Source organism: Agrilactobacillus yilanensis (assembly GCF_003946725.1).
In the GTDB taxonomy this organism is placed as follows: domain Bacteria; phylum Bacillota; class Bacilli; order Lactobacillales; family Lactobacillaceae; genus Agrilactobacillus; species Agrilactobacillus yilanensis.
The window spans coordinates 1-21,083 of sequence record NZ_RHOY01000020.1 but is presented as its reverse complement, the minus strand read 5'-3'; the positions used below and the strand labels follow the sequence as shown (position 1 = coordinate 21,083).

The 21,083-nt window shown below is 40.2% G+C and carries 19 protein-coding genes; 12 read left to right on the top strand and 7 right to left on the bottom strand.

All coding sequences use genetic code 11. The features are described from left to right. Positions 1-28 precede the first annotated feature (28 nt). From EKM93_RS11625 to EKM93_RS11595, 7 genes are all read left to right on the top strand, one after another. Entirely contained in the window at positions 29-1,804 is a 1,776-nt protein-coding gene (locus EKM93_RS11625) for an ABC transporter ATP-binding protein (protein WP_125715743.1), read from the top strand. Between the two features lie 187 nt (positions 1,805-1,991). Continuing rightward, entirely contained in the window at positions 1,992-3,359 is a 1,368-nt protein-coding gene (locus tag EKM93_RS11620; protein WP_125715742.1) for an MATE family efflux transporter, read from the top strand. After that, positions 3,322-3,879, top strand: a complete 558-nt coding sequence (locus EKM93_RS11615) for a TetR/AcrR family transcriptional regulator (protein ID WP_164507081.1) — start codon at positions 3,322-3,324, stop codon at positions 3,877-3,879. The genes EKM93_RS11620 and EKM93_RS11615 overlap by 38 nt, the downstream gene beginning before the upstream one ends. 27 nt (positions 3,880-3,906) lie before the next feature. Continuing rightward, complete coding sequence (locus EKM93_RS11610) at positions 3,907-4,728, top strand: glycosyltransferase family 8 protein (RefSeq protein ID WP_125715740.1); 822 nt, start codon at positions 3,907-3,909, stop codon at positions 4,726-4,728. Between the two features lie 494 nt (positions 4,729-5,222). Beyond that, positions 5,223-5,747, top strand: coding sequence for a hypothetical protein (locus EKM93_RS11605; protein WP_125715739.1), 525 nt, complete (start codon positions 5,223-5,225; stop codon positions 5,745-5,747). Between the two features lie 111 nt (positions 5,748-5,858). Further along, positions 5,859-6,422, top strand: coding sequence for an elongation factor P (gene efp, locus EKM93_RS11600; protein WP_125715738.1), 564 nt, complete (start codon positions 5,859-5,861; stop codon positions 6,420-6,422). Positions 6,423-6,796: 374 nt separating this feature from the next. Next, complete coding sequence (locus tag EKM93_RS11595; RefSeq protein ID WP_225423712.1) at positions 6,797-8,548, top strand: 1-deoxy-D-xylulose-5-phosphate synthase; 1,752 nt, start codon at positions 6,797-6,799, stop codon at positions 8,546-8,548. Positions 8,549-8,613: 65 nt separating this feature from the next. Here the strand turns inward: EKM93_RS11595 and EKM93_RS11590 are convergent, their stop codons facing one another. After that, complete coding sequence (locus EKM93_RS11590) at positions 8,614-8,913, bottom strand: hypothetical protein (protein WP_125715737.1); 300 nt, start codon at positions 8,911-8,913, stop codon at positions 8,614-8,616. 226 nt (positions 8,914-9,139) lie between these two features. On the opposite strand from EKM93_RS11590, the gene EKM93_RS11585 reads away from it, so the two are divergent. Both EKM93_RS11585 and EKM93_RS11580 read left to right on the top strand, forming a co-directional pair. After that, positions 9,140-9,895 (top strand): DeoR/GlpR family DNA-binding transcription regulator, encoded by a 756-nt coding sequence (locus EKM93_RS11585; RefSeq protein ID WP_125715736.1) that lies wholly within the window; start codon positions 9,140-9,142, stop codon positions 9,893-9,895. A gap of 154 nt (positions 9,896-10,049) precedes the next feature. Beyond that, positions 10,050-11,210 carry a cation:proton antiporter gene (locus tag EKM93_RS11580; protein ID WP_125715735.1) on the top strand — a complete coding sequence of 387 codons (1,161 nt, stop codon included), beginning with the start codon at positions 10,050-10,052 and terminating at the stop codon, positions 11,208-11,210. A gap of 311 nt (positions 11,211-11,521) precedes the next feature. Here EKM93_RS11580 and EKM93_RS11575 read toward each other — a convergent pair whose 3' ends face one another. Beyond that, a complete protein-coding gene (locus EKM93_RS11575; RefSeq protein ID WP_164507080.1) occupies positions 11,522-12,166 on the bottom strand; it encodes a DUF4811 domain-containing protein in 645 nt (214 codons plus the stop codon). 1 nt (position 12,167) lies between these two features. Beyond that, positions 12,168-13,607, bottom strand: coding sequence for an MDR family MFS transporter (locus EKM93_RS11570; RefSeq protein ID WP_125715733.1), 1,440 nt, complete (start codon positions 13,605-13,607; stop codon positions 12,168-12,170). A gap of 150 nt (positions 13,608-13,757) precedes the next feature. Between EKM93_RS11570 and EKM93_RS11565 the strand changes: the two genes are divergently transcribed. Then, positions 13,758-14,312: a TetR/AcrR family transcriptional regulator gene (locus EKM93_RS11565; RefSeq protein WP_125715732.1), complete on the top strand. Its 555-nt coding sequence runs from the start codon at positions 13,758-13,760 to the stop codon at positions 14,310-14,312. A gap of 60 nt (positions 14,313-14,372) precedes the next feature. Beyond that, positions 14,373-14,675 (top strand): bacteriocin immunity protein, encoded by a 303-nt coding sequence (locus tag EKM93_RS11560; RefSeq protein ID WP_125715731.1) that lies wholly within the window; start codon positions 14,373-14,375, stop codon positions 14,673-14,675. 70 nt (positions 14,676-14,745) lie between these two features. Here EKM93_RS11560 and EKM93_RS11555 read toward each other — a convergent pair whose 3' ends face one another. Genes EKM93_RS11555 through EKM93_RS11545 form a run of 3 tightly spaced genes read right to left on the bottom strand, consistent with a single transcriptional unit; the run spans position 14,746 to position 18,510 of the window. Next, positions 14,746-15,915: a GGDEF domain-containing protein gene (locus tag EKM93_RS11555; RefSeq protein WP_125715730.1), complete on the bottom strand. Its 1,170-nt coding sequence runs from the start codon at positions 15,913-15,915 to the stop codon at positions 14,746-14,748. A gap of 50 nt (positions 15,916-15,965) precedes the next feature. Continuing rightward, positions 15,966-17,132, bottom strand: coding sequence for a glycosyl hydrolase family 8 (locus EKM93_RS11550; RefSeq protein WP_225423711.1), 1,167 nt, complete (start codon positions 17,130-17,132; stop codon positions 15,966-15,968). After that, positions 17,104-18,510, bottom strand: coding sequence for an FAD-dependent oxidoreductase (locus EKM93_RS11545; protein ID WP_125715729.1), 1,407 nt, complete (start codon positions 18,508-18,510; stop codon positions 17,104-17,106). The genes EKM93_RS11550 and EKM93_RS11545 overlap by 29 nt, the downstream gene beginning before the upstream one ends. Positions 18,511-18,628: 118 nt before the next feature. Here EKM93_RS11545 and EKM93_RS11540 point away from each other — a divergent pair, with 118 nt between their 5' ends. Beyond that, entirely contained in the window at positions 18,629-19,312 is a 684-nt protein-coding gene (locus EKM93_RS11540; protein WP_125715728.1) for an EAL domain-containing protein, read from the top strand. 97 nt (positions 19,313-19,409) lie between these two features. Here EKM93_RS11540 and EKM93_RS11535 read toward each other — a convergent pair whose 3' ends face one another. Beyond that, on the bottom strand, positions 19,410-20,813 hold the full coding sequence (locus EKM93_RS11535) for an FAD-dependent oxidoreductase (protein WP_125715727.1): 1,404 nt from the start codon (positions 20,811-20,813) through the stop codon (positions 19,410-19,412). Between the last annotated feature and the right edge of the window lie 270 nt (positions 20,814-21,083).

Below are 21,083 nucleotides of genomic sequence, written 5' to 3'. Positions count from 1 at the left end.
AAAGTAAGACATTATCGGAGGTAGATATATGCAACGTTCTATAGCAACCCCAACAACTGGGCGGAAACATTCAGCAGGGAAATTTGATTTTCGTGGTTTTTTGAATTTGATGCGGCAAACAAAGCCGAAATATTGGCAACTATGGGTGGGGTTAAGCTTAGGCTTAATTGCGACAGGGGCCCAGTTGGCAGTGCCTAAATTTGCACAGACCTTAATCAATGGGTTAGGTAAGACTTTAAATCAACCGTTGTTGATTGGTGTGATTGTATTATTTGTAGTTAGTGCCGCGGTGAGTGCGGTATCTGGCGCACTTTTAGGATTTTTTGGTGAAAATGTAGTCGCTAAACTACGGGAAATTCTATGGCAGAAATTAGTCAAGTTGCGGGTTAGCTACTTCGATAATGTAAAAACGGGCGAAATGACGTCCCGTTTAGTGAATGATTCTACTCAAATTAAGAATTTACTGGCTAATTCGTTTCCGCAAGTAGTGACGGCTATTTTTCAGTTAGTTGGTGCTTTAGTTATTATGGCATTAATGGATTGGAAAATGACGGCTATTATGTTTGTATCCGTGCCGTTAGTGATGTTGGTGATGCTGCCAATTATGCGTCAATCCAGTAAGATTGGACGGCAACGTCAAGATTCATTGGCGACGTTTAGCGGGGCAACCAATGATACATTAAGTGAAATTCGTTTAGTGAAGTCTTCCAATGCGGAAAGTTATGAGACAAAGACGGGTTTTGGTCAAATTAAAGAGCTTTATCAAATTGGTTTGAAGGAAGCAATTTACGATTCCATTGCAGGACCGGTGATGACAGCTAGTATGCTGGCCTTGTTTGTGGGTATTTTGGCTTATGCTGCTGCCCGAGTTTCCAGCGGCACAATGAGTATGGGTACGATGTTTTCATTTCTAATGTATCTATTTCAAATTATCGGCCCAGTTGGTTCAATGGCCCGCTTCTTCACGGAACTTTCCAAAGCCAATGGTTCTACGCAGCGAATTCAGGAGTTGCTTAAAGAACCTGAAGAAGATTTTGAAGTTGGCACACAAACACAAGTGACACGCAAAACACTAGAAATGAATCATGTGGATTTTGCTTATGATGATGGGCAACAAGTATTACATGATGTGAACTTTAAAGCAGAGCCCAATAGTGTTGTCGCCTTTGCTGGGCCATCCGGTGGGGGTAAATCCACCATCTTTGGCTTATTGGAACGGTATTACCAGCCAAAAGCTGGACAAATTACGATTGGTGATCAAAATATTGAAACCATCAATTTAAATGATTGGCGGTCACAAATTGGCTATGTCAGCCAAGATTCTGCCATTATGGCGGGAACAATTCGTCATAATTTAACCTATGGCTTTGATAAGACCTTTACAGATGATGAATTGTGGCACGTATTGGCGTTAGCTTTTGCGACGCAATTTGTTAAGGACATGCCAGACGGTTTGGACACAGAAGTTGGCGAGCGCGGTGTAAAAGTCAGTGGTGGTCAGCGTCAGCGGTTGGCTATTGCCCGAGCCTTCTTGCGGGATCCTAAAATTCTGATGCTGGATGAAGCCACCGCCAGTTTGGACTCGGAGTCTGAAGCAATGGTTCAAAAAGCCTTAAATGAATTAATGAAGGGCCGAACGACCTTAATCATTGCCCATCGCCTGAGCACCATCGTTGACGCCGATGACATTTACTTTGTAGAACAAGGCCACATCAGCGGCCACGGCACCCACACCCAACTCATGGACAGCCTACCATTGTACCGGGATTACGTAAAAATCCAGTTTAAAGAGCGCGCAAACTAACACGGGTTGGTTTCGTAATATAGCCTAGGCTAACGTTGTAAGCAGTTTTGACTTATAAGTTAGACACCATCAGCTAAAATAATTTAAAGAAATCTATGGTAACGTGAAATTCGCGCTTAAACCATAGATTTTTTTACGTTATAATAAACCGATATGTGCAATTAGAAACATAGAAAAGAAGGTTAACATGGACGAATTATTTAGTAAAGCACCAATACCCAAAGCGTATTTCAAACTCGCTATGCCAGTGGTCATCAGCATGGTCGCCAGTATGATTTACAACTTAGCCGATACATTTTTTGTATCCCATACGCAAAACGCAGATTTAGTGGCCGGCGTCGCCATTTGTACGCCATTATTCTCGATAATGCTGGCCTTAGGGGATATTTTTGGCCTAGGGGGCAGTGCTTTAATTTCCAACTTACTCGGTGAACGCAAACACGCTATAGCGCGGCGTGTCAGTAGCTTTTGCTTTTATGCGGCAATTGCGTTAGGCCTGATTGTGACACTGATTCTACTTATTTTTCAACGGCCAATTCTGTTAGCTTTTGGGACAACAGCTGCCATCTATCCGTATGCCGCAGAATTTTATCGCATCATGTCGTTAGGGGCAATGATCATCATTGTTTCATTAGTACCGCTGAACTTGATTCGAACAGAAGGTTTGGCCAAAGAATCAATGATCGGTTCTGTCGCCGGGTTGATCGTAACGATTATTTTAGATCCAATTTTCATTTTTCCCATGGGCATGGGTGCCGGTGGGGCAGCATTAGCCACGGTAATCGGGTACTTAGTTACTGATATCGTGCTTTGTTATATGGTCGTTAAGCGGTGCAAAGTCATTAATTTGGACTGGCATCTAATGCGGATTTCTAAAGGGCTAATTGGGGGTGTTTTGATGATTGGTATTCCGGCGTCAATCACCAATTTCATGCAAGCCTTTGGAACAGCGATTTTGAATAATTATTTGGCAAGTTATGGGGCCAAACAGGTGGCTGCTTTTGGTATCGCTTCAAAGATCTATTTGATTGTGATGCTGGTGATGATCGGTTTTGCCTTTGGGGCGTTACCGTTAATTGGGTATAACTACGGTGCCAAAAATATGCCAAGATTCCGTAAAATTGTCCGCTTTGATATTTTAGTTCAAGTGGTTTTTTCGGTCGTTTTAGCTAGCGTTTTAATAATTATCGCACCAATGGTTGTCCGGCTCTTTATGACTGAAAAGACAATTGTATCCGCTGGAACGTTGTTGTTACGGAGTTTATTGATGACAACACCGTTTATTGGCGCTGTTTTAGTTTTCACCACTGTTTTCCAGGCAACCGGCAAAGCATTAGGTGCTTTAATTATGGCTATTTCGCGCCAAGGGGTTATTTTCTTAGCGGTGATTGTTTTAGCCCATCATTTATTTGGTTACTTAGGGGTTGTCTTTGCACAACCTGTCGCTGATGTGGTAACTTGTTTAATAGGGTATTTAATTTATCGATTGGATTTTGACCGGAAGGGTTATGATAACGATGGATTTACGCAAAAAGAAGACCTTAACAGCCATTGAGCAAGCTTTTGTGACTCAAGTTTTAGCGGTAGGTTTTTCGAAGGTAACCATTCAGCAAATTGCGGCTGATGCGATGATTAACCGGAAAACATTTTACGATCATTTTGATGATAAATATGACTTGTTAAATCATGTGAATACCGGCTTTTTGAAACATTACGGGGATGTGATTGATCTGCGATTGGCATTAAGCGTTGAAGAGCCACACAGCTTTATTAATGAACAGTTAAAGAATTTAGTGACGGCTTTTTTTGGTGATGTGCAATTACGACAGACCTATATTGCGTTGGACAGTATTCATGCGGATGACTTTGATTTTCAAGCCGGGATGACGGATTTGATTGCGAATAAACTTGCGCTTCAGCAGAAAATTAAAGATCCACTAACCGCAGAAGTGATCACTGGGATCACTTTAAAAACGTTGAATTATTATGCCCGGACGAATGAATCGTTTTCATTGGAGCGGCAAGTCAAAGTTTTTAAAAATCTGCGCTTGATTTTTGGACCAGAATTGCTTTAGATAATATCAATCAGTTGGGGGTAAAAAATGAATTTATTATTTGCGATTAATGATAAAGTTGTCGATCAACTATTAACAACGATTTATAGCATTTATAAAAATACACCGGATACAACCTTTGATATTTATATATTGCAAAAAGAACCGCTAAAGCGAAATGCAGATATTGTGGCTTTTTGTGATCAGTTGAGGGTTACTTATCATCCGGTTGTTGTTGGGGCTGATCAATTCGCGGATGCCCCAGTGACAGACCGCTATCCCGCAACGATTTATTATCGGTTGCTGGCTCAAGATTATTTACCGGAGACGTTAGAGCGTATCTTATATTTAGATATTGATATTTTGGTGATCAATGATTTATCACCGCTTTATAATTTGAATTTTGGCGGGCAGCTTTATGCGGCAGCCAGTCATACTGATTTAACGGGGGATTTAGGCCAACCTTTTAACAAAGTACGGTTGGGTAATTATGAGGCGGAAAGTTATTATAATTCAGGTGTTATTTTGTATAATTTACCAGCTATTCGCCAAACGGTTCGTGCAACGGCAATTTTTAACTATATCGAAGCTAATAAAATTGCTTTGTTTTTACCAGATCAAGATGTGCTAAATGGCTTATATGGGCATCAAATTAAGCGTATTCCTGATGAGCTTTATAATTATGATACACGTATGGGGCCGGTTTATTTTGCACTAGGCAATGGTACCTGGAATTTGGATTGGGTCATCAATAATACGGTTATTTTACATTTCTGTGGGCGTGAAAAACCTTGGCTGCCAGATCGTTTTAATCGTTATACGGCGCTGTACAAACATTATGCGCATCAAGCAGCATTGTTACAGGGGTAAAAGCGTGTGGTTTTTAAACGCGCTTACTAGAGCAAAGCTCTCACCTAACTACGAATTATTCATAAGTGAAGTACACTTATTTCATAATTCTAGGTTAGTGCTCGAGGCTTTCCCGCTCTGGTTCGCGCTCTGATTCATAAACGCGTTCCCAAAGACTGATTTCTGCGCTTAGCTACGTCTAACTTGTAAGCGAAGTACGCTCACGGCGTTAGCCTAGGCTATGCTAAAAATCAACCGTCTTTGGTCACGCTCTGATTTTGAAACGCGCTCGAAGTTACTGTCGATTTACATAACTACGTCTTACTCACAAGCCAAAACCGGGCTTATGTCGTAAGCCTAGGTTATGTGCATCGCCAAACCGTAACTTCTCACGCTCTAAAAATAAATTTAAAGTGAGGCACTACAATTTGCAGTTATTTTCTCTTAAAGCTATACGTTATAAAGTCTTATTAATACTGGCGATGATTTGTTTTTACGGTGTGTATTATTGGGACTTGGTAAAACAACCCCAGCGCTTAGAGGGCTTATTTATCGGCGGGTACACCTTTACCATTTTTTTAGTGGCCTTTTGGGCGATTTTAAATTATATTGCCCATTTGCAGGTTAATCCGTTATACAAGCACTATGAAACTTTGTCGGCTTTTGTTGCGGCTTTACCTGTCTCCAAGACAGAAAAGCAAACGGTACAAGCCGCCTTAACGGCAGAAGTTGCGGCACAAGTCGAACAAAAGGTAGATGAAGCCAAAGCCACTCAGAAAGTGATTGCCCAGTTTAAAACAGAAACCTTGCAAACGGACAATCCAGAGACTTTTTATTTCGATAAATCTTATTATTTATTGGGGTGGGGTGGCATTTTAATTGCGGTTGGCCTAATTGCCTTGCTGGTGAAATTCTATTTGTTAAGTTGGGATGCGCCGACACTCACGATTTTTATCATTACGATGGTGGCTTTTGGGGGCGGTTTATGGCTGACATTTATGCTTTATCGTATTTTAGATCAGTTCTTTCAAGGAAAATAAGGATTGAGCTTGACGATCGCTACTTTTAGCAATATATTTATATACGAGCGCTCGTTTTTGTAGCGGTTAATTATGTTTTTTAAATAATCTATTTTAAGGAGAATTTTACCTATGCTTGAAGCAATTAATTTAAAACCCGGGATGGCTTTTGTCAAAGATGGCAAGTTAATCAAAGTCGTTGAAAGCAATCACCATAAACCTGGTAAAGGCAATACCGTTATGCAAATGAAATTATACGATATTCGTTCTGGTTCTACAGTTCAAACAACAATGCGGCCAAACGAAAAAGTGGAACAAGCTATTCTTGAAACAAAGGATGCGCAATATCTTTATACACAAGATGATACAGCTTATTTCATGGACTTAAGTACCTATGAACAATATGAATTGCCTGTTGAAAGTATTGAAAACGAATTAAAATATTTGTTGGAAAATACAAATATCAAAATTGAATTTTACGAATCAGAAGTTATTGGGGTTACTTTACCAACAACCGTTGAATTAAAAGTTGTTGAAACAGAACCTTCTATTAAAGGGGCTACGGTCACTGGTTCTGGTAAACCAGCTACTTTAGAAACAGGCTTAGTTGTAAACGTGCCTGACTTTATTACAAATGATGACGTTTTGGTAATCAATACTCAAGAAGGTACTTACCAAAAACGTGCTGGCAAATAATTAATTAAAACGACCAGCTGTATAAACTTGACAGCGCGTTTTAAAGGCAACGAATTAAGCATTAGGGCAGAACATAAATTTTGACCTAATGCTTTTTTATCACTAAAAACTGTGCTATAATACAGAGTGTCCACGTTGATCTGTTTTATCACAGTTAACGCAATCAGTTTTTCTAACCGTTCACCGTCCTCCAAGTTGGTGGCGGTTTTTTTGTGTATTACAGCTTAGATTTAAAATTTGAACAAATAATGCCTTTAAAGTATAGACCTAATTTACAGAAAGCATTCGCAATTAAAATTAAAATAGTGTATAGTTACTTTCGGTAAGCAAATGATTGAATCGTCTTAAGACGATGTTTTAGGAGGTTTTCACCTGTGACAGAAATTAAAACACCCATTTTGGACACTGTAAATGGCCCTGAAGATGTGAAAAAATTAGACTTAGACCAATTAACGATAATGGCTGAGGAAATGCGGCAGCTAATTCTTAGAAAAGATAGTGCAGTTGGTGGTCACGTTGGCCCCAATTTAGGTGATGTTGAATTAACAATTGCCTTTCATGATGTTTTTGAGTCACCTAAAGATAAAATTGTTTGGGATGTTTCCCATCAATCTTACGCCCACAAAATGTTGACGGGTCGAAAAATTGGCTTTATGCCAGGACATTATGATGAAATTTCTGGCTATTCTAACCAGCATGAAAGTAAACACGATTTCTTTACGGTGGGGCATACGTCAACATCGATTGCATTAGCCGTTGGGTTAGCGCAAGCTCGAGATTTAAAACATGAATCTGGCAATGTCATGGCTTTTATTGGTGATGGCGCCTTAAGTGGTGGTTTAGCCTTTGAAGCTTTAAATAATGGCGGTCGGATGAATAGCAATTTAATTGTTTTAGTCAATGATAACGGTATGTCCATTGATGAGAATCAAGGCAGTCTTTATACTAATTTGGCAGAATTACGGATCACAGAAGGCAAAGCACGGAATAATATTTTTAAGTCCTTTGGTTTTGATTATCGGTATATTGCAAAGGGTAATGATTTAGCAACAGTTATTGCGGCTTTTAAAGAAGTCAAAGATATTGATCATCCCATTGTTTTACATGTGCATACGCAAAAAGGCCGGGGTTATCAACCAGCCATTGATCATAAGATGGCTTATCATTGGCGGACACCATTTGATTTAGCAACGGGGGCCGCAAAAACACCTAAAACAGGTGAAGATTATGGGGATGTCATCGCAGATTATTTGAATCATAAAACGGCGGATGCCCCACTTGTGGCAATTAATGCTGCAATTCCTGGCGCCTTTGGACTAAAAGCCTTTGAAGCACAGCATCCAGATCGTTACTTTGATGTAGGCATTGCGGAACAATTTTCAATTACCTTTACCGCCGCTTTGGCCTCTCAAGGTATTCGGCCGATTGTCTTCCACTCCAGCACGTTCTTACAACGGGCTTATGATCAATTAGTGCATGACATTGCAATTAACGACGTACCGGCAGTCATCGTAGTGCGCAGCGGTCGAATCTCTGATGGTGATCGGACCCATCAAGGCACGTTTGATATTGACTATTTGTCAACGATTCCTAACCTTAAATATCTTGCACCGGCTACTAAAGAAGATGTTATTACCATGCTAGACTGGGCTTTGACGCAAAAAGAACATCCCGTAGCCATCCGCATTCCAGAACATGGCGTGACGCATGGTACAGCCATTGCCACAGACTACAGTGACAGTCATTACCAAGTTTTGGAAAAAGGCCAAAAAGTTGCAATTTTAGCATTAGGTGGTTTTTTGAATCTTGGTCAAAAAGTACAAGCTCAGTTACAAGCACAAGGTATTACGGCAACGTTGATTAATCCTGGATTCATTACAGATTATGATACTGAGACGCTCACTGATTTAAAAGCAGACCACACCTTAGTCGTGACTTTGGAAGATGGCAGTTTAGAAGGTGGATTCGGTGAAAAGATCGACCGATTCTATAGCGCAAGTGCCATGAAAGTTTTGAACTTCGGCGCTAAAAAAGAATTCACGGATAACGAACCATTAACCGAAATCTATCAACGTTATCATTTGACACCAGAACTAATTGTTAAAGATATTTTGGCACAACTCTAAATAGACCCTCAAAAAAGCACCGCCCAATGAATTTTGGGGGTGCTTTTTTGAACATTTATAATTGTTTATTTTTGAGTGACAATCAAGGCAATTAAGTCCGCATTTTTGTCGTTGGTATCGCTTTCAAATTTACCGCCACGAATCACAAAGGGCAACTGACGACTGTTAATGCTGCGTAGAATTTGACATTGTAACTTAAAGGACAGACCACCACGGATATTCACATGGGCTGTTGGCAAATTGGCGATTTCATCCATACAGCCGACTAAGTTGGTTGTTAAGTCGCTAACTTTGTAATACTTGAGTACCCGGGTGCGGATAGTGTCTAAGAATTCATCATTAATTGCTTGCTTTTGTACATCCATTAAAATCACCTTTCATAATAAGCTGAGCTAGTGTCATTGGTCAAAACGAATACGGCCATGGCAGAACCCCTAAAAATTATATTGTGAAAATAATAACTAATTAGATTATAGCCGATTTTTCCAGTCTTGTTAAGGGGTAGCTGCAATTCTGTTTGAAATATCTACGGAAGGCCATGCTATAATGTAGACGGTACTTAAGTCTTAATAAGCATGGGAGCAGTGAAGGATGTATAAAAATGATCGATTAAACTTGATTTTAGATATCTTAAAGCGTCGGAAAACAATTTCTATGCAAGAACTACAAGCGCTAACTTTTTCCAGTAACTCAACTTTACGCCGAGATGTGATCACTTTAGAACAAGATAATAAAGTGATCCGTAAATATGGTCAAGTTGAATTGGTAAAATCTAAAAATGTTGAATTTCCATATCAATTTCGTAATCAAGAACACGAAACTGAAAAGATCGCCATTGCGAATATGGCTACTGACTTTATTGGGGATAACATGGCGTTATTCTTAGATTCCAGCAGCAGTGTTTCCAAATTGATCCCTTATTTAGAACAGAAAAGAAATCTTATCGTGGTGACCAATGGCTTATTCACCGCGGTAGCTTTAAATCAATATAGCAACGTGAAAACTTTTTTGACAGGCGGCCGTTTAAGAACCGGTTCAGGCTCAGTTCTAGGGGGCTTTGCGCTGGATTATTTAAATAAATTTACCGCGGATATTGCATTTATTTCATGCAGTAGTGTGGATGGTGAAGGGATTTATATGTCCAGTGCCGAACAGTCAAATATCAAGCAAAAGATGCAAAATTCTGCCAAACAAACTATTTTGCTCTGTGATTCCAGCAAAGTAGGCCACCGTAATTACTACAAATTATGTGAGTTGTCCGGGATATCCGCATTGATTACCGATAAGGAACCGGGTGCTGATTTGGTAGCACAATTAAAGGCAAATGATGTGGAACTGTTATATTAGGCAATTGAAAAAAATTATGGTAAGATGAACTATATCATATTAATAAACAGATTCGGTTGACGTAAGCTCAAGGTAACGGGGTCCTCCTAGGGGTGTAGGGGGGCGGTTTGAGGTTGCGTTTTTTTGTTGGAATTTAAAAAAAGGAGTTCAGATTATGGGTTTTTTGGGTGTATTAACGTTAATTCTGATTGTGACCACTTTGGTTGGGCATTTCAGTGCTAGAATTGGTATCCCAGCTGTCATTGGACAATTGGTTATCGGGGTTGTTTTAGGTCCCGCTGTGTTAAATTGGGTTCAGCCAAGTCACTTTATTCATATTTTTTCAGAGATCGGTGTTATTATTTTGATGTTCATGGCGGGCATTGAAAGTGATTTACAACTGTTAAAGAAATATTTGAAACCTAGTGTCATTGTGGCAATTTTAGGGGTAATTGTCCCGATTGCCAGTACGATGCTCGTTGGTAGAGCGTTTGGTATTTCAGGAAAAGAAAATATTTTCATTGCCGTTATTTTTGCGGCAACCTCAGTTTCGATCTCAGTGGCCGTGTTAAAAGAACTGAATGTCTTAAAAGGCAAAGCAGGTGCTACAATCTTAGGCGCTGCCATGGTGGATGATGTGCTGGCGGTTATTATTTTAAGTATTATGGTGAGTGTCATGGGCACAACGACCGGTGGCGCTTCGAACAATTTAGTTTTAACGTTTGTGGAACAAATCATTTACTTCATCGCCATCTACTTTGTCGTTCGATTCATTGCACCATACTTAGCAAGAATTGGTGAAAAGCTCTTTATGCCTGTAGGGGTGACGCTTGTTTCGGTCATTTTATGTTTTGGGATGGCCTATGTGGCAGATTTAATCGGCTTGAGCTCCGTTGTGGGTGCGTTCTTTGCCGGCATTGCGGTTTCACAGACAACAGCTAAAACGGAAGTGGATCGGCACATTGAACCAATTGGCTATGCGATTTTTATTCCAGTATTCTTCGTCAGCATCGGCTTAAATATGACATTATCAGGCATTCGACAAGATTTGTTACTCATTGTAGTGCTCACCGTTGTTGCAACATTAAGCAAACTAATTGGGGCCGGACTAGGTGCTTATGCCTCCAAGTTCGATCTGAAAACCTCTTATCTCGTAGGTGCTGGTATGGTCTCACGAGGCGAAATGGCTCTGATCATCGCCCAAATCGGTTATCAAGCAAAGCTATTATCAACCGATTATTATTCCGCAATCGTAACCGCCATCATCTTGACAACACTCATCGCCCCATTCTTAATCAAATCAGCAATCCCAAAAGAACTAGAAATTACAGGATAAAAGAACAGAGCGCAACAAAAGACGGGTTGATTTTGAGCATAGCCTAGCCTAACGACATAAGCAGGGGCTTGCTTATGAGTTAGGCGTAGCTAAGCACAGAAATCAGTCTTTTGGAGCGCGTTTCAAAATCAGAGCGCGAGAGCTTACGGGTTGACAATGCGCATAACCTAGGTTTACGACATAAGCCTGCTTTTGGCTTGTGAGTAAGCCGTAGTTATGTAAATTGTCAGTAAGCTCGAGCGCGTTTAGAACAGAGCGCATTTCAAAATAGGCTAGACCAAAAGAAAATTTTCTTTTGATCTAGCCTATTTTTAATCTGATTTAACCGCTTTGGCCTTAGCCACAAGTGTTGCTAAAGCTGCCGCTTGTTGTTGCGCCGTTAAGGTTGTAGTTGCTTGATCTTTTAAAGCTGAAGTGACTTGAGTTTTGAGCCATTGACTCTGGGCATAACTTAGTGTGGTCCAAGTTGTGGGTAAAATAAAAGTATTGGTTCTGGCAATTAATTCGTGATGTTTGCCAGTGTTTTCAAATAACCAACGCCAAAGTCCCTGATTATAGCGCCATTTTTTTGTTGTGGTAACTAGCTTTGCTTGTGTCGCAGTAGATTGATAAAGGACTTTATTTGTTGTTTTCAGATTCGCTTGGGTAAGCTGCCGTTTTTGGGACGTCCTATTTTGATAAATATAAACCCGTTCAGTCGTTGATTTTTTTAAAGGCTGGTAGACGAGTAACGGCAATTGTGTTTGCCCAGAAACTGAAGTGATTTTTGTGGTAGTTGTGGTGGTTGTCTGATGCATGCCCCAATGCCAATTGTCATTACCGATCATTAAGAGCGCGGCGGTTGATAAAACGAGCAAACCTAGACCGCCCACAGTCCATTGTGACTTAGGCGTATCCAAAAATAAGAGACCAACGATAAAGGCAATTAGGCCGATAAATAAAATAATTAAGATCAATTTAGCGCACCTCCTGACGATGGCCTTTAATGAAGCAGGCGCAGATGAAGTCCACAATGCCAAAAACAACGGCTACTAAAAACGCTGCGTGGAAACCAGCCATACCAGCTTGATAAGTTTTAGCTTGATAGAGCAGTGGGGCACTTTGCAGCAAATGGGGTGCAGGCGTATGGCTGTTAGTGACATTGGTTAGGACACTGCCTAAAATTGCAGTCCCCATAGAAGTCATCACTTGGCGCATAGTACTGTTGACTGCGGTACCATGACTTAACTGTAAACCGGTTAAATCAATGGAACTGGCCGCAGTAATGGGCATCGTGACTAAGGCCACCCCGGTCATTAGGATAATATACTCACAAATAACATAAACAAAGGGTGTAGATTGGGTGAGCATGGCAAAGGGTAAAATGCCTAAGGTTAATAAAAAGGTCCCCATCATCGCTAAACGCCGACCGCCCATACGATCATATAAGTTGCCGCTGATCAAACTAACAACCCCATAAATTAAGGCGCCGGGTAAAATAATTAAACCGGAGTGTAACGGTGTAATGCCCCGGACGTCTTGTAAATACATAGGTAAAACAACTTGAACCCCAATCATGGTCATGTTAGAAATAGCCGTCACCAACGAGGCAATGGTAAAAGAAGGGATGGTCAGCAGTTTGACGTTCAAAAAAGGATTTTTTTGCGGCCATTCCCGGTGAACAAAGAGGCCGATGAAAAGTAGACCAATTAAGATACCACCAATAACATTGATAGAACCCCAACCCGTTTCGCCTACTTCAGAAAAGCCAAAAAGCAACGCCCCAAAGCCGATGGTGGATAAAATAATGGCCCCCATATCAATTTTAGATTTCTTCAGCGGCAGTACTGGCCGGATCCAAAAGAGACTTAACAATAAAACGACAGCCACAGGAATGACCATGACACCAAATAAATCACGCCAAGTAAGATGATCTAAAATTAACCCAGAAACAGTTGGCCCTAAAGCAGGGGCTAAGCCAATAACGATACCCCCTAGGCCCATCATAGTACCGCGTTTTTCAGGTGGAAAAATAACTAATAGGACGGTCTGGATTGTCGGAAAAGTAATCCCAACCCCAATCGCTTGGATGAGCCGACCAGTCAAAACTAAATTGAAATTTGGTGCCGTATAACTAATTAATAAACCACCTAAGAAAAAAATCAGTGCAGCAAGATAGATTTTTCGCAAACTGAAGTTATTAATTAGCCAAGCACTAATGGGAATCATGATCCCCATGATGAGTAAGAATCCAGTAGTTAACCATTGCACCGTTGCACTGGAAATGGCGAATTCTTTCATCAATGTAGGATAGGCAGTGACCAACATGTTTGTTGTCAGAGCAGTGCAGAATGTACCTAAAAGCAAAGTGACCATCAATAAATTACGATTAAATGGTTTGCCATTATTGTCTGTCATGTTTAAGAACCTCTCCAACTTTTTTTACTGTGGTTATCATAGTTCTTCACTAAACTGTTGTCAACAGTTTACGTTCTATTATAATCAGTTTGTTTTTTAATTTTTGCCACGTATAATAGAAGTTATATTCGAAATAAAGCGAGGCATACGATGGTAAAAAGAAGAACCTTATCCAAAGAAAAAGTTTTAGAAACGGCTAATGAGATGATTGAAGCAGCAGGCATTGAAGCTTTAACAATTCGAGATTTAGCAGAAGCCTTAGATGTACGGCCCCAGTCCATTTATAATTATGTAGACAGTCTAGGGGATTTAATTGACCAAGTCAGTTTACAATTTGTTAATAACTTGTCAGAGCATTTGCATCAAGAACTCACCGGTGTTTCAGGGGAAGCCGCCTTGATGACTTTTGCCAATGCTTTTCGAAAAGCCTGCCAAGAGCATCGAAATATTGCCCCAGTTTTATTGAATTTAAATAAGCAAAATAGTGTCCGAACCCATGAAGCATTAATAGAACTTTATAACGGAATTTTTGAACCGTTACATTTAAAAGATTCTAACGGTCGGATTGAATCTACTTTGTATCGCTCTACGCTATTCGGTTTTATTATGCAAGAGATTGGTGGCTTCTTCCGGTTAAACCCGGCACAAGTGGATGAGCGGTTTGAAGCAACGATTAAACTGGCGATCAGTACGATGGCGCCTTGACAGGGTTTACAAGCTTTGTTATATTTAGGCAGAACTAAATTATTTATGTAGGGGGCATTAATGATGGATCAAAAAGCGATTTTTGTCTTTGATCAGATTGAAAAAGCTGCTAAAGATAAAGCAGTTCGTAAAGATAATGAACTTTCTACAATGTTGCAGCACTTTTCTGACGCGCTAGAAGCGGGAACGGATTATCAAGAGATTGCAACGAAGCTAAGCATCGCCATTGCCCAATATCGGGCAGTACATCATTTCCAACCACCAAGAGCGATAGATACGCTATATAAAGTTTTGGTTCAAGTTAGTCGGCAACAAGGGAGTTTTATGCCCAAAACGATTAATAATTGGTTCAGTAAACAGTAAAATAAGTAAATTTTAAAACAAATTAAAGAGGCCTGATCAAAAATTATTTTTTGACTGGGCCTCTTTTAAGTTAATTGGTTTTATGCTGTGTTTCCGGAGGTGTAACCGGATCGGTTTCATTTGTTAAAGTTTTAAAATTCACAGTGACTAAGTTTCTGCCGCGGCCTTTGGAAAGATAAAGATTTTGGTCGGCACGATTATAAAGGGTCAAACTTGTATCCTCATCTATTAAATCTGCCACACCTAATGAGAGCGTTACCGGGATAATTTTGTCGCCAAATTGAACTGGCGCCGCAGATAATTCTTGTCGACATTGCGTGGCAATTTGAGCACCTTGGTAAGTATCCGCATTTGGTACAAGGATATTAAATTCCTCGCCGCCAACACGATAAATCGTAATGTCTCGATTGAATTTTGAAGTAATTTCAATTAGGCGGGTGGTGACTTGCTTTAAGACGGCATCCCCTGCCAAATGGCCATAGGTGTCATTGATATGTTTAAAGTGGTCAATATCCACCGCGATTAGAACTAAAGGTGTTTCACTGCGTCGGGAACGAATAATTTCTTTGTCAAACTCATCCCTGAAAAAGCGCAAGTTTCGTACCCCAGTTAGGGCGTCGTATTTGGCATACCTGGAATTCAATAGGGCCAACTTGTTTGTCCGTTCTAAGACGACGATCGCCCAAATTAAAATCGTAACTTGGATGGTAAAAAATAGAAATTGCGTGAGCGTCTGAGACCAAGACAAATTGCTGGAACGTTCGATAACCCCCCAGAAGATAGCACCGGCAATAATGGATAGAATCGTCCGTGTTAAAAAACTGCGTCGAGGTAGGCGCCGATGAATATAGGCGGATAAACCGAGGAGTAAGAAGATCGCCGTTATTTGAGAGATCATTTTGGCAATCGGATGATAGACCAAAAGTTCTAAAATCAGAGCTAAACCAATGGAGATACGACTTGGTAAACTCTCAAGAAAAAGGACCATGGTAAATAGAATAATTAATCTGAAATTTGCAAAAGCGACTTGGTCACCACCAGTTACCGCTGCAATGTCCAAGAGTAAATAGAGGATAAAAAGATAGCCAGCTGTGAATCGACCGATCAAACGGTTGGCATGATCGTAGTCGACTTGATGATCAATAATAATTTTGACAATTAACTCGTAGAGCAATAGTATTCCGAGTTCGAAAAAAATGCTTGTGATTAGAGGGGGGATCAGCCATGAATGCCATGTCATGTTAAACGTATTTTCCTTTCTGAGTGGCAATCGGATTTGACAGCGTTAAATTAAGGACTGACAGAGAATTGCGCCGCGGTTAGAGCTGTTAAGTTATTAAATGAATAACTTTTATTGGCGGCTTGTGATAAACCGCCGTTGAAGCCAGAGGAATTATTTTTAATCTGACTAGACCAAACAATTTTCATTGCTTGATGGTAATGCTTTTCATCATTAACGTTGGCAAAAATCATAGCTGCTAAGGCATAGTTGGCAGAGGACTGATTGTTATTAACACTAACGCCATTGATTGTATAGCCGTTTGTCAGTGATTGATGCTGGATTTGCTGCGCCAGCCAGTGACGACTGGTTTTTTTCAATGCACCCACTTCAGATAGATGTAACAATGTTTCTAAAGCTTCAGAAGTGTTTAAATTCTTTTGAGCGTATTGATTGGTTTTCCAGTTGAAGCTGGCAGCATATAAGGGAAAAACATCCCCTAAGTAGCCGCCTTTGACAACTTTAAGCTGCCTTTGATAGACTTTTGAACTTTCAAAATATTTTAGTGTTCGTAAATCAAAGTAAGCTAAGGCACCACTGTGGTTACCCTGTTTTTCTTTGACATCATAATAATCGATTAAATGGCCATCGAGGATGCAGTTTTGACGCAAATAAGCAAAGCGCTGGTTGGCTTCTTTTTTATATTTATCCGTCTGATTAACCGCATCATAGATGACTAATGCCCGTAAAATTCGGAGATCATCTAAAGTAGCATTTACAGAATACTTCTTTTGAGTATTGGGATTATAGCGATAGCTGAACTGCTGACCGTTTTGGTCAAATGTTTTTTTAGTTGCTTTGTAAAAAGCCGCAAATTCTTTTTTTCGACCGTTAACCGCTAAATACTCTAACCAAAAACCAGAAGATTCACTGAGCATTTCATGGCCAGTCGCCACTTCGCTGCTATTGGCAGTCGCTTGAACGTTTGTATAAATCCCTTGTTTTTGAACCATTTTTCGATTCAAAAAAGAAACCAATGCTTTTTGTTGGCTGGCATAACGGTTATCTTGATTAATTTTACTGGTGGATAAGACATCACTGGCAGCGGCTTTAGGGGTCACAGGGGCAACGTCTTTTTTTTGACAGCCGGTAATGCTGAGTAAAATTAAGAGACTCAGCATTAACCAGGTAAATTTTAAAGGCATAGACTTAGGCATTAACTTCTGGATCATCTTCATCTACTTTGTGTCCTAGTGCCGTGAATCGAGGGGTAGTATTGCCAGCTTGACGTTCTTTTTCAACAGCCATTTGTGCCACTAAGTTCAAGTAGTTAAATGGAAAATCAAAGTTTGGCTGGAAGAGCATATCCACAAGAGATAGGTCGTCAATAGTGTTGTTATTTTGAATCGCAATAGATAACGCATTGGCGGACTGAGTAATTTCATGTTTGCTCCACAACTGCGCCCCTAAAATTTTACGATTATCTTTATCGTAGATCAGGACAATGGATAAGTCGTCTGTATCCGGCATATATTCTGGTCGCCAAGTCCCTCTATAGATGACTTCATCGGCATTAAAGCCTTTTTCTTGAGCATGTTCTAACGTTAAACCAGTTGTAGCTAAAGAATAACCGAACAGTTTCATGGCAGAAGTAGCCTGAGTGCCCATATAAGGATAGTTATGATCAAAAATATTATGGGCAATTAAAAAGGCTTGACGAATGGCATTAGTGGCCAGTGGGGTATAAGCAGACTTACCCGTTGGATTGAAGCGTACCACCGCACAGTCCCCCCCAGCATAAATATCTGGATCGGAAGTCTGCATATAATCGTCAATCAAAAAGGCACCATTTTGCGCTGTTTTGACTTGACCCATTAATAATTCAGAGTTAGGGACAAAACCAGTGCTGATGACAGCTAAATCTGCAGTATAATCCCCCTGGTTTGTTTCGATAGTGATTGAATCATCATCAAAGGCTTCAACATGGTGATTTAAGTGCACATCAATCCCAAAATCTGTTAATAAATTAACCGCCCAAGTGGATGCGGTTCTACCCATGTAGTTATTTAGAATTTGACCGCGACCTTGGAAAACTTGCACTTCATGGCCGGTTTTAGCAAAACTTTCAGCAAATTCAGTACCTGCATAACCCGCACCAATAATGGCAATGCGTTTATTTTCTTTAGCGGCTTCATAAACTTCGATGGCCTGTTGATAGTTTTTGCACAGTAAGACCTTAGATTCATCAATGCCATACATTGGTGGTACAATGACGGAAGAACCGGTCGTCATGACAAGTTTGTCATAGTGGTCGGTAAAGACTTCCCCGTTAGTCATGTTGGCAACTTGAACGGTTTTACGTTTGGCATCAATTTTTACAACATCATGGCTATCTTTTACAGTAGCGCCCAATTCCCGCAAATCATCAGGTGAGGCATAAAACATGTCTTCTAGTCTTTTAACTTGACCATCTAAGTATAAAGAAATACCACAAGATAAAAATGAAAAGTTGTTGTGACGTTCATAGATCGTAACTTCTGCCTCAGGGTGTATTTTTAAAATTTCCTGAGCGGCAAGGGTTCCTGCATGTGTTGCGCCAATAACGATGATTTTCATAGTTAAAATTGCCTCCTAAAATATATACCAATTTTTTTGTGGAACATTATACTCTATATTTTACGCTAGTTAATGATATAATTGTTGATAACGAAAGATTTATTTGGGGGACCGTTGAATGTATCGATACTTTATTCAACCACAACTTAACAAATTTACAAAATCACTCATTGGTTATGAGATGTTAATTCGTAAATTTGAAGATGGTCATTGGCAATTACCGAAGAATTTTGCATCTATTCCAATTCATACACAAGTCGAATTATTAAAACAAACGGCTGTTGAATTATCATTAAAAATTGGCTCGGTATCTATTAATTTAAATCGTTCCCAATTTGTGGATCAAGAGATGGCAGCGGCTCTGCTAGATGCACAACATCATATTTATCCGGTTTCTTTAATTGTTGAAGTGACAGAAGAATCTGTCGATAAAGATATCAGTGAAGAACAGATGTTAAAACAAATTGATCTTTATCAGCAACACGGGATCCAACTAAGCTTAGATGATGTAGGTACTGGGGAAAATACTTTCATTAATATTGAACCGTTGTTAGATGGTGCCAGCGAAATCAAGTTAGCTATGCAAAACTTCCGTCAGGAAAAGCGAGAATACGAAATTCCAGAACAAGTTGTTTTTTGGAATCAAGTTGCTAAAAATTATAATTTACGGCTGATTATTGAAGGCATGGAAAGCGAAGAAGAAGACCGTTTGCTGGATAATTTGAAGATCCCTTTTCGCCAAGGGTATTATTATGGCAAACCGCACTTATTTAAACTAAAAGAAGACCGAAAAAAACACTAGATCAGTAGGCCCTAGTTTCTTTGGCGTACTGATTTTTTGATGTTTAGCGACGGCTGCAGAAGATTAAACTGCAGCCGTCGCTTTTTTTGATGAGAATTTAGTTATTTTCTTCGTCAGCTTTGTAGCCAAGGGCGGTGAATCGGGGCGTTTTGTGGCCAGCTTGTCGCTCTTGTTCAACGGCGTTTTGTGCCACAAGATTCAAATAATTAAATGGAAAGTCAAAGTTTGGCTGGAACAACATGTCCACTAAAGCTAAGTCGTCAATTGTATTATTATTTTGAATGGCGATGGAAACGGCATTTGCCGATTGGGTGATTTCATGTTTGCTCCAAAATTGAGCGCCTAAAATGCGCCGAGAATCTTGGTCGTAAATTAAATTAATGGTTAACGCATCCGTTGTCGGCATATAGGTCGGCCGCCAGGTACCTTCATAGACAGCCTTTTTAGCATTTAGGCCCTTTGATAATGCCCGATCTAAAGTTAGGCCGGTGGTGGCTAAACAGTGGTCGAAGAGTTTTATCGCGGAAGTGGCTTGAGTGCCCATGTAAGGGTAATTATCACCGAAAATATTGTGGGCGACTAAAAAGCCTTGTCTTAAAGCGTTACTAGCGAGTGGCGTGTAATCTTGTTGTCCAGTGGGATTAAAGCGGACGATCGCGCAATCTCCGGCGGCATAAATGTCGGGATCTGAGGTCTGCATATGATCGTTAATGACTAAGGCACCATTACTGCTGAGGGTTACTTGATCTTTGAGTAGGTTTGTATTTGGAATAAAACCGGTACTGGTAATCGCAATATCTAAAGTGAACTCATCTGTAGGTGTGCGTAAGGTAACCGAGCCGTCAGTGTTACCGATGAGTGCGGTTACTTTTTGATTTAAGTGGACATGGATGCCATGTTCTTCTAGTAAAGCGGTGGCTCGATCTGAGGCATCTTTATCTAAATAGTTATTTAAAATACGATCGTGACTTTGGAATAAGTGGACGTCATGCCCGATCTTTGCAAAGCTTTCTGCAAATTCAGTGCCGGCATAACCACCGCCAATAATGGCGATATGCTTTTTATTTTTTGAAGCATTATAAATTTCTTTGGCTTCTTGATAATTTTTACAAAGCAGGACTTGTGAGCGGTCAATATCAAACATGGCGGGCATATCAATGGAAGAACCGGTTGCCATCACGAGTTTGTCATAGTGATCGGTGAAGACATCCCCGGTTTTCATATTGGCGACTAAAACTGTTTTAGCTTTTGCATCAACTTGCATGACGTCATGTTTATCTTTGACATCTGCCCCCATTTCTCGGAGTTCACCAGGTGTGGCGTAAACAAAGTCTTCAAGCTGATTGACTTCGCCGTCTAAATATAATGAAATGCCACAAGAATAAAATGAGAAATTGTCGTAGCGTTCGTAGATGGTGATTTCTGTTTCTGGGTGGTACTTTAAAATTTCTTGTGCTGCCAATGTGCCAGCATGAGTGGCACCAATGATCACAACTTTCATCTAGGCAGGCCTCCTGAATATTTGTTTGTATCTCTATCATATAGTATTATTATGCCACTTTAAACTGTGATGAGTAGATTATTTTAAAAAATATTAGGCTATGTCTGTTTTTAAGTGTAATTTTTGGTGCTTGGGTTGGGCTAGGTTGTAGGTGAAATGTGGGCTTATGGCGGTTTTATTCTATATTCGCTTTTTGAAACGCGCTCACCAACACTGATTTCTACATATAACTACGCCTTGTTGCTAGTCGCAGGCGACTACCTGCCAAGT

Coding starts and splice junctions, on each gene's coding strand:
- EKM93_RS11555 (WP_125715730.1), bottom strand. CDS start 15,915: ATGACATGGCATTCATGGCTGATCCCCCCTCTAATCACAAGCATTTTT.
- EKM93_RS11550 (WP_225423711.1), bottom strand. CDS start 17,132: ATGAAGATGATCCAGAAGTTAATGCCTAAGTCTATGCCTTTAAAATTT.
- EKM93_RS11565 (WP_125715732.1), top strand. CDS start 13,758: ATGGTAAAAAGAAGAACCTTATCCAAAGAAAAAGTTTTAGAAACGGCT.
- EKM93_RS11580 (WP_125715735.1), top strand. CDS start 10,050: ATGGGTTTTTTGGGTGTATTAACGTTAATTCTGATTGTGACCACTTTG.
- EKM93_RS11540 (WP_125715728.1), top strand. CDS start 18,629: ATGTATCGATACTTTATTCAACCACAACTTAACAAATTTACAAAATCA.
- EKM93_RS11610 (WP_125715740.1), top strand. CDS start 3,907: ATGAATTTATTATTTGCGATTAATGATAAAGTTGTCGATCAACTATTA.
- EKM93_RS11585 (WP_125715736.1), top strand. CDS start 9,140: ATGTATAAAAATGATCGATTAAACTTGATTTTAGATATCTTAAAGCGT.
- EKM93_RS11590 (WP_125715737.1), bottom strand. CDS start 8,913: ATGGATGTACAAAAGCAAGCAATTAATGATGAATTCTTAGACACTATC.
- EKM93_RS11560 (WP_125715731.1), top strand. CDS start 14,373: ATGATGGATCAAAAAGCGATTTTTGTCTTTGATCAGATTGAAAAAGCT.
- EKM93_RS11615 (WP_164507081.1), top strand. CDS start 3,322: ATGGATTTACGCAAAAAGAAGACCTTAACAGCCATTGAGCAAGCTTTT.
- EKM93_RS11535 (WP_125715727.1), bottom strand. CDS start 20,813: ATGAAAGTTGTGATCATTGGTGCCACTCATGCTGGCACATTGGCAGCA.
- EKM93_RS11570 (WP_125715733.1), bottom strand. CDS start 13,607: ATGACAGACAATAATGGCAAACCATTTAATCGTAATTTATTGATGGTC.
- EKM93_RS11620 (WP_125715742.1), top strand. CDS start 1,992: ATGGACGAATTATTTAGTAAAGCACCAATACCCAAAGCGTATTTCAAA.
- EKM93_RS11545 (WP_125715729.1), bottom strand. CDS start 18,510: ATGAAAATCATCGTTATTGGCGCAACACATGCAGGAACCCTTGCCGCT.
- EKM93_RS11625 (WP_125715743.1), top strand. CDS start 29: ATGCAACGTTCTATAGCAACCCCAACAACTGGGCGGAAACATTCAGCA.
- efp (WP_125715738.1), top strand. CDS start 5,859: ATGCTTGAAGCAATTAATTTAAAACCCGGGATGGCTTTTGTCAAAGAT.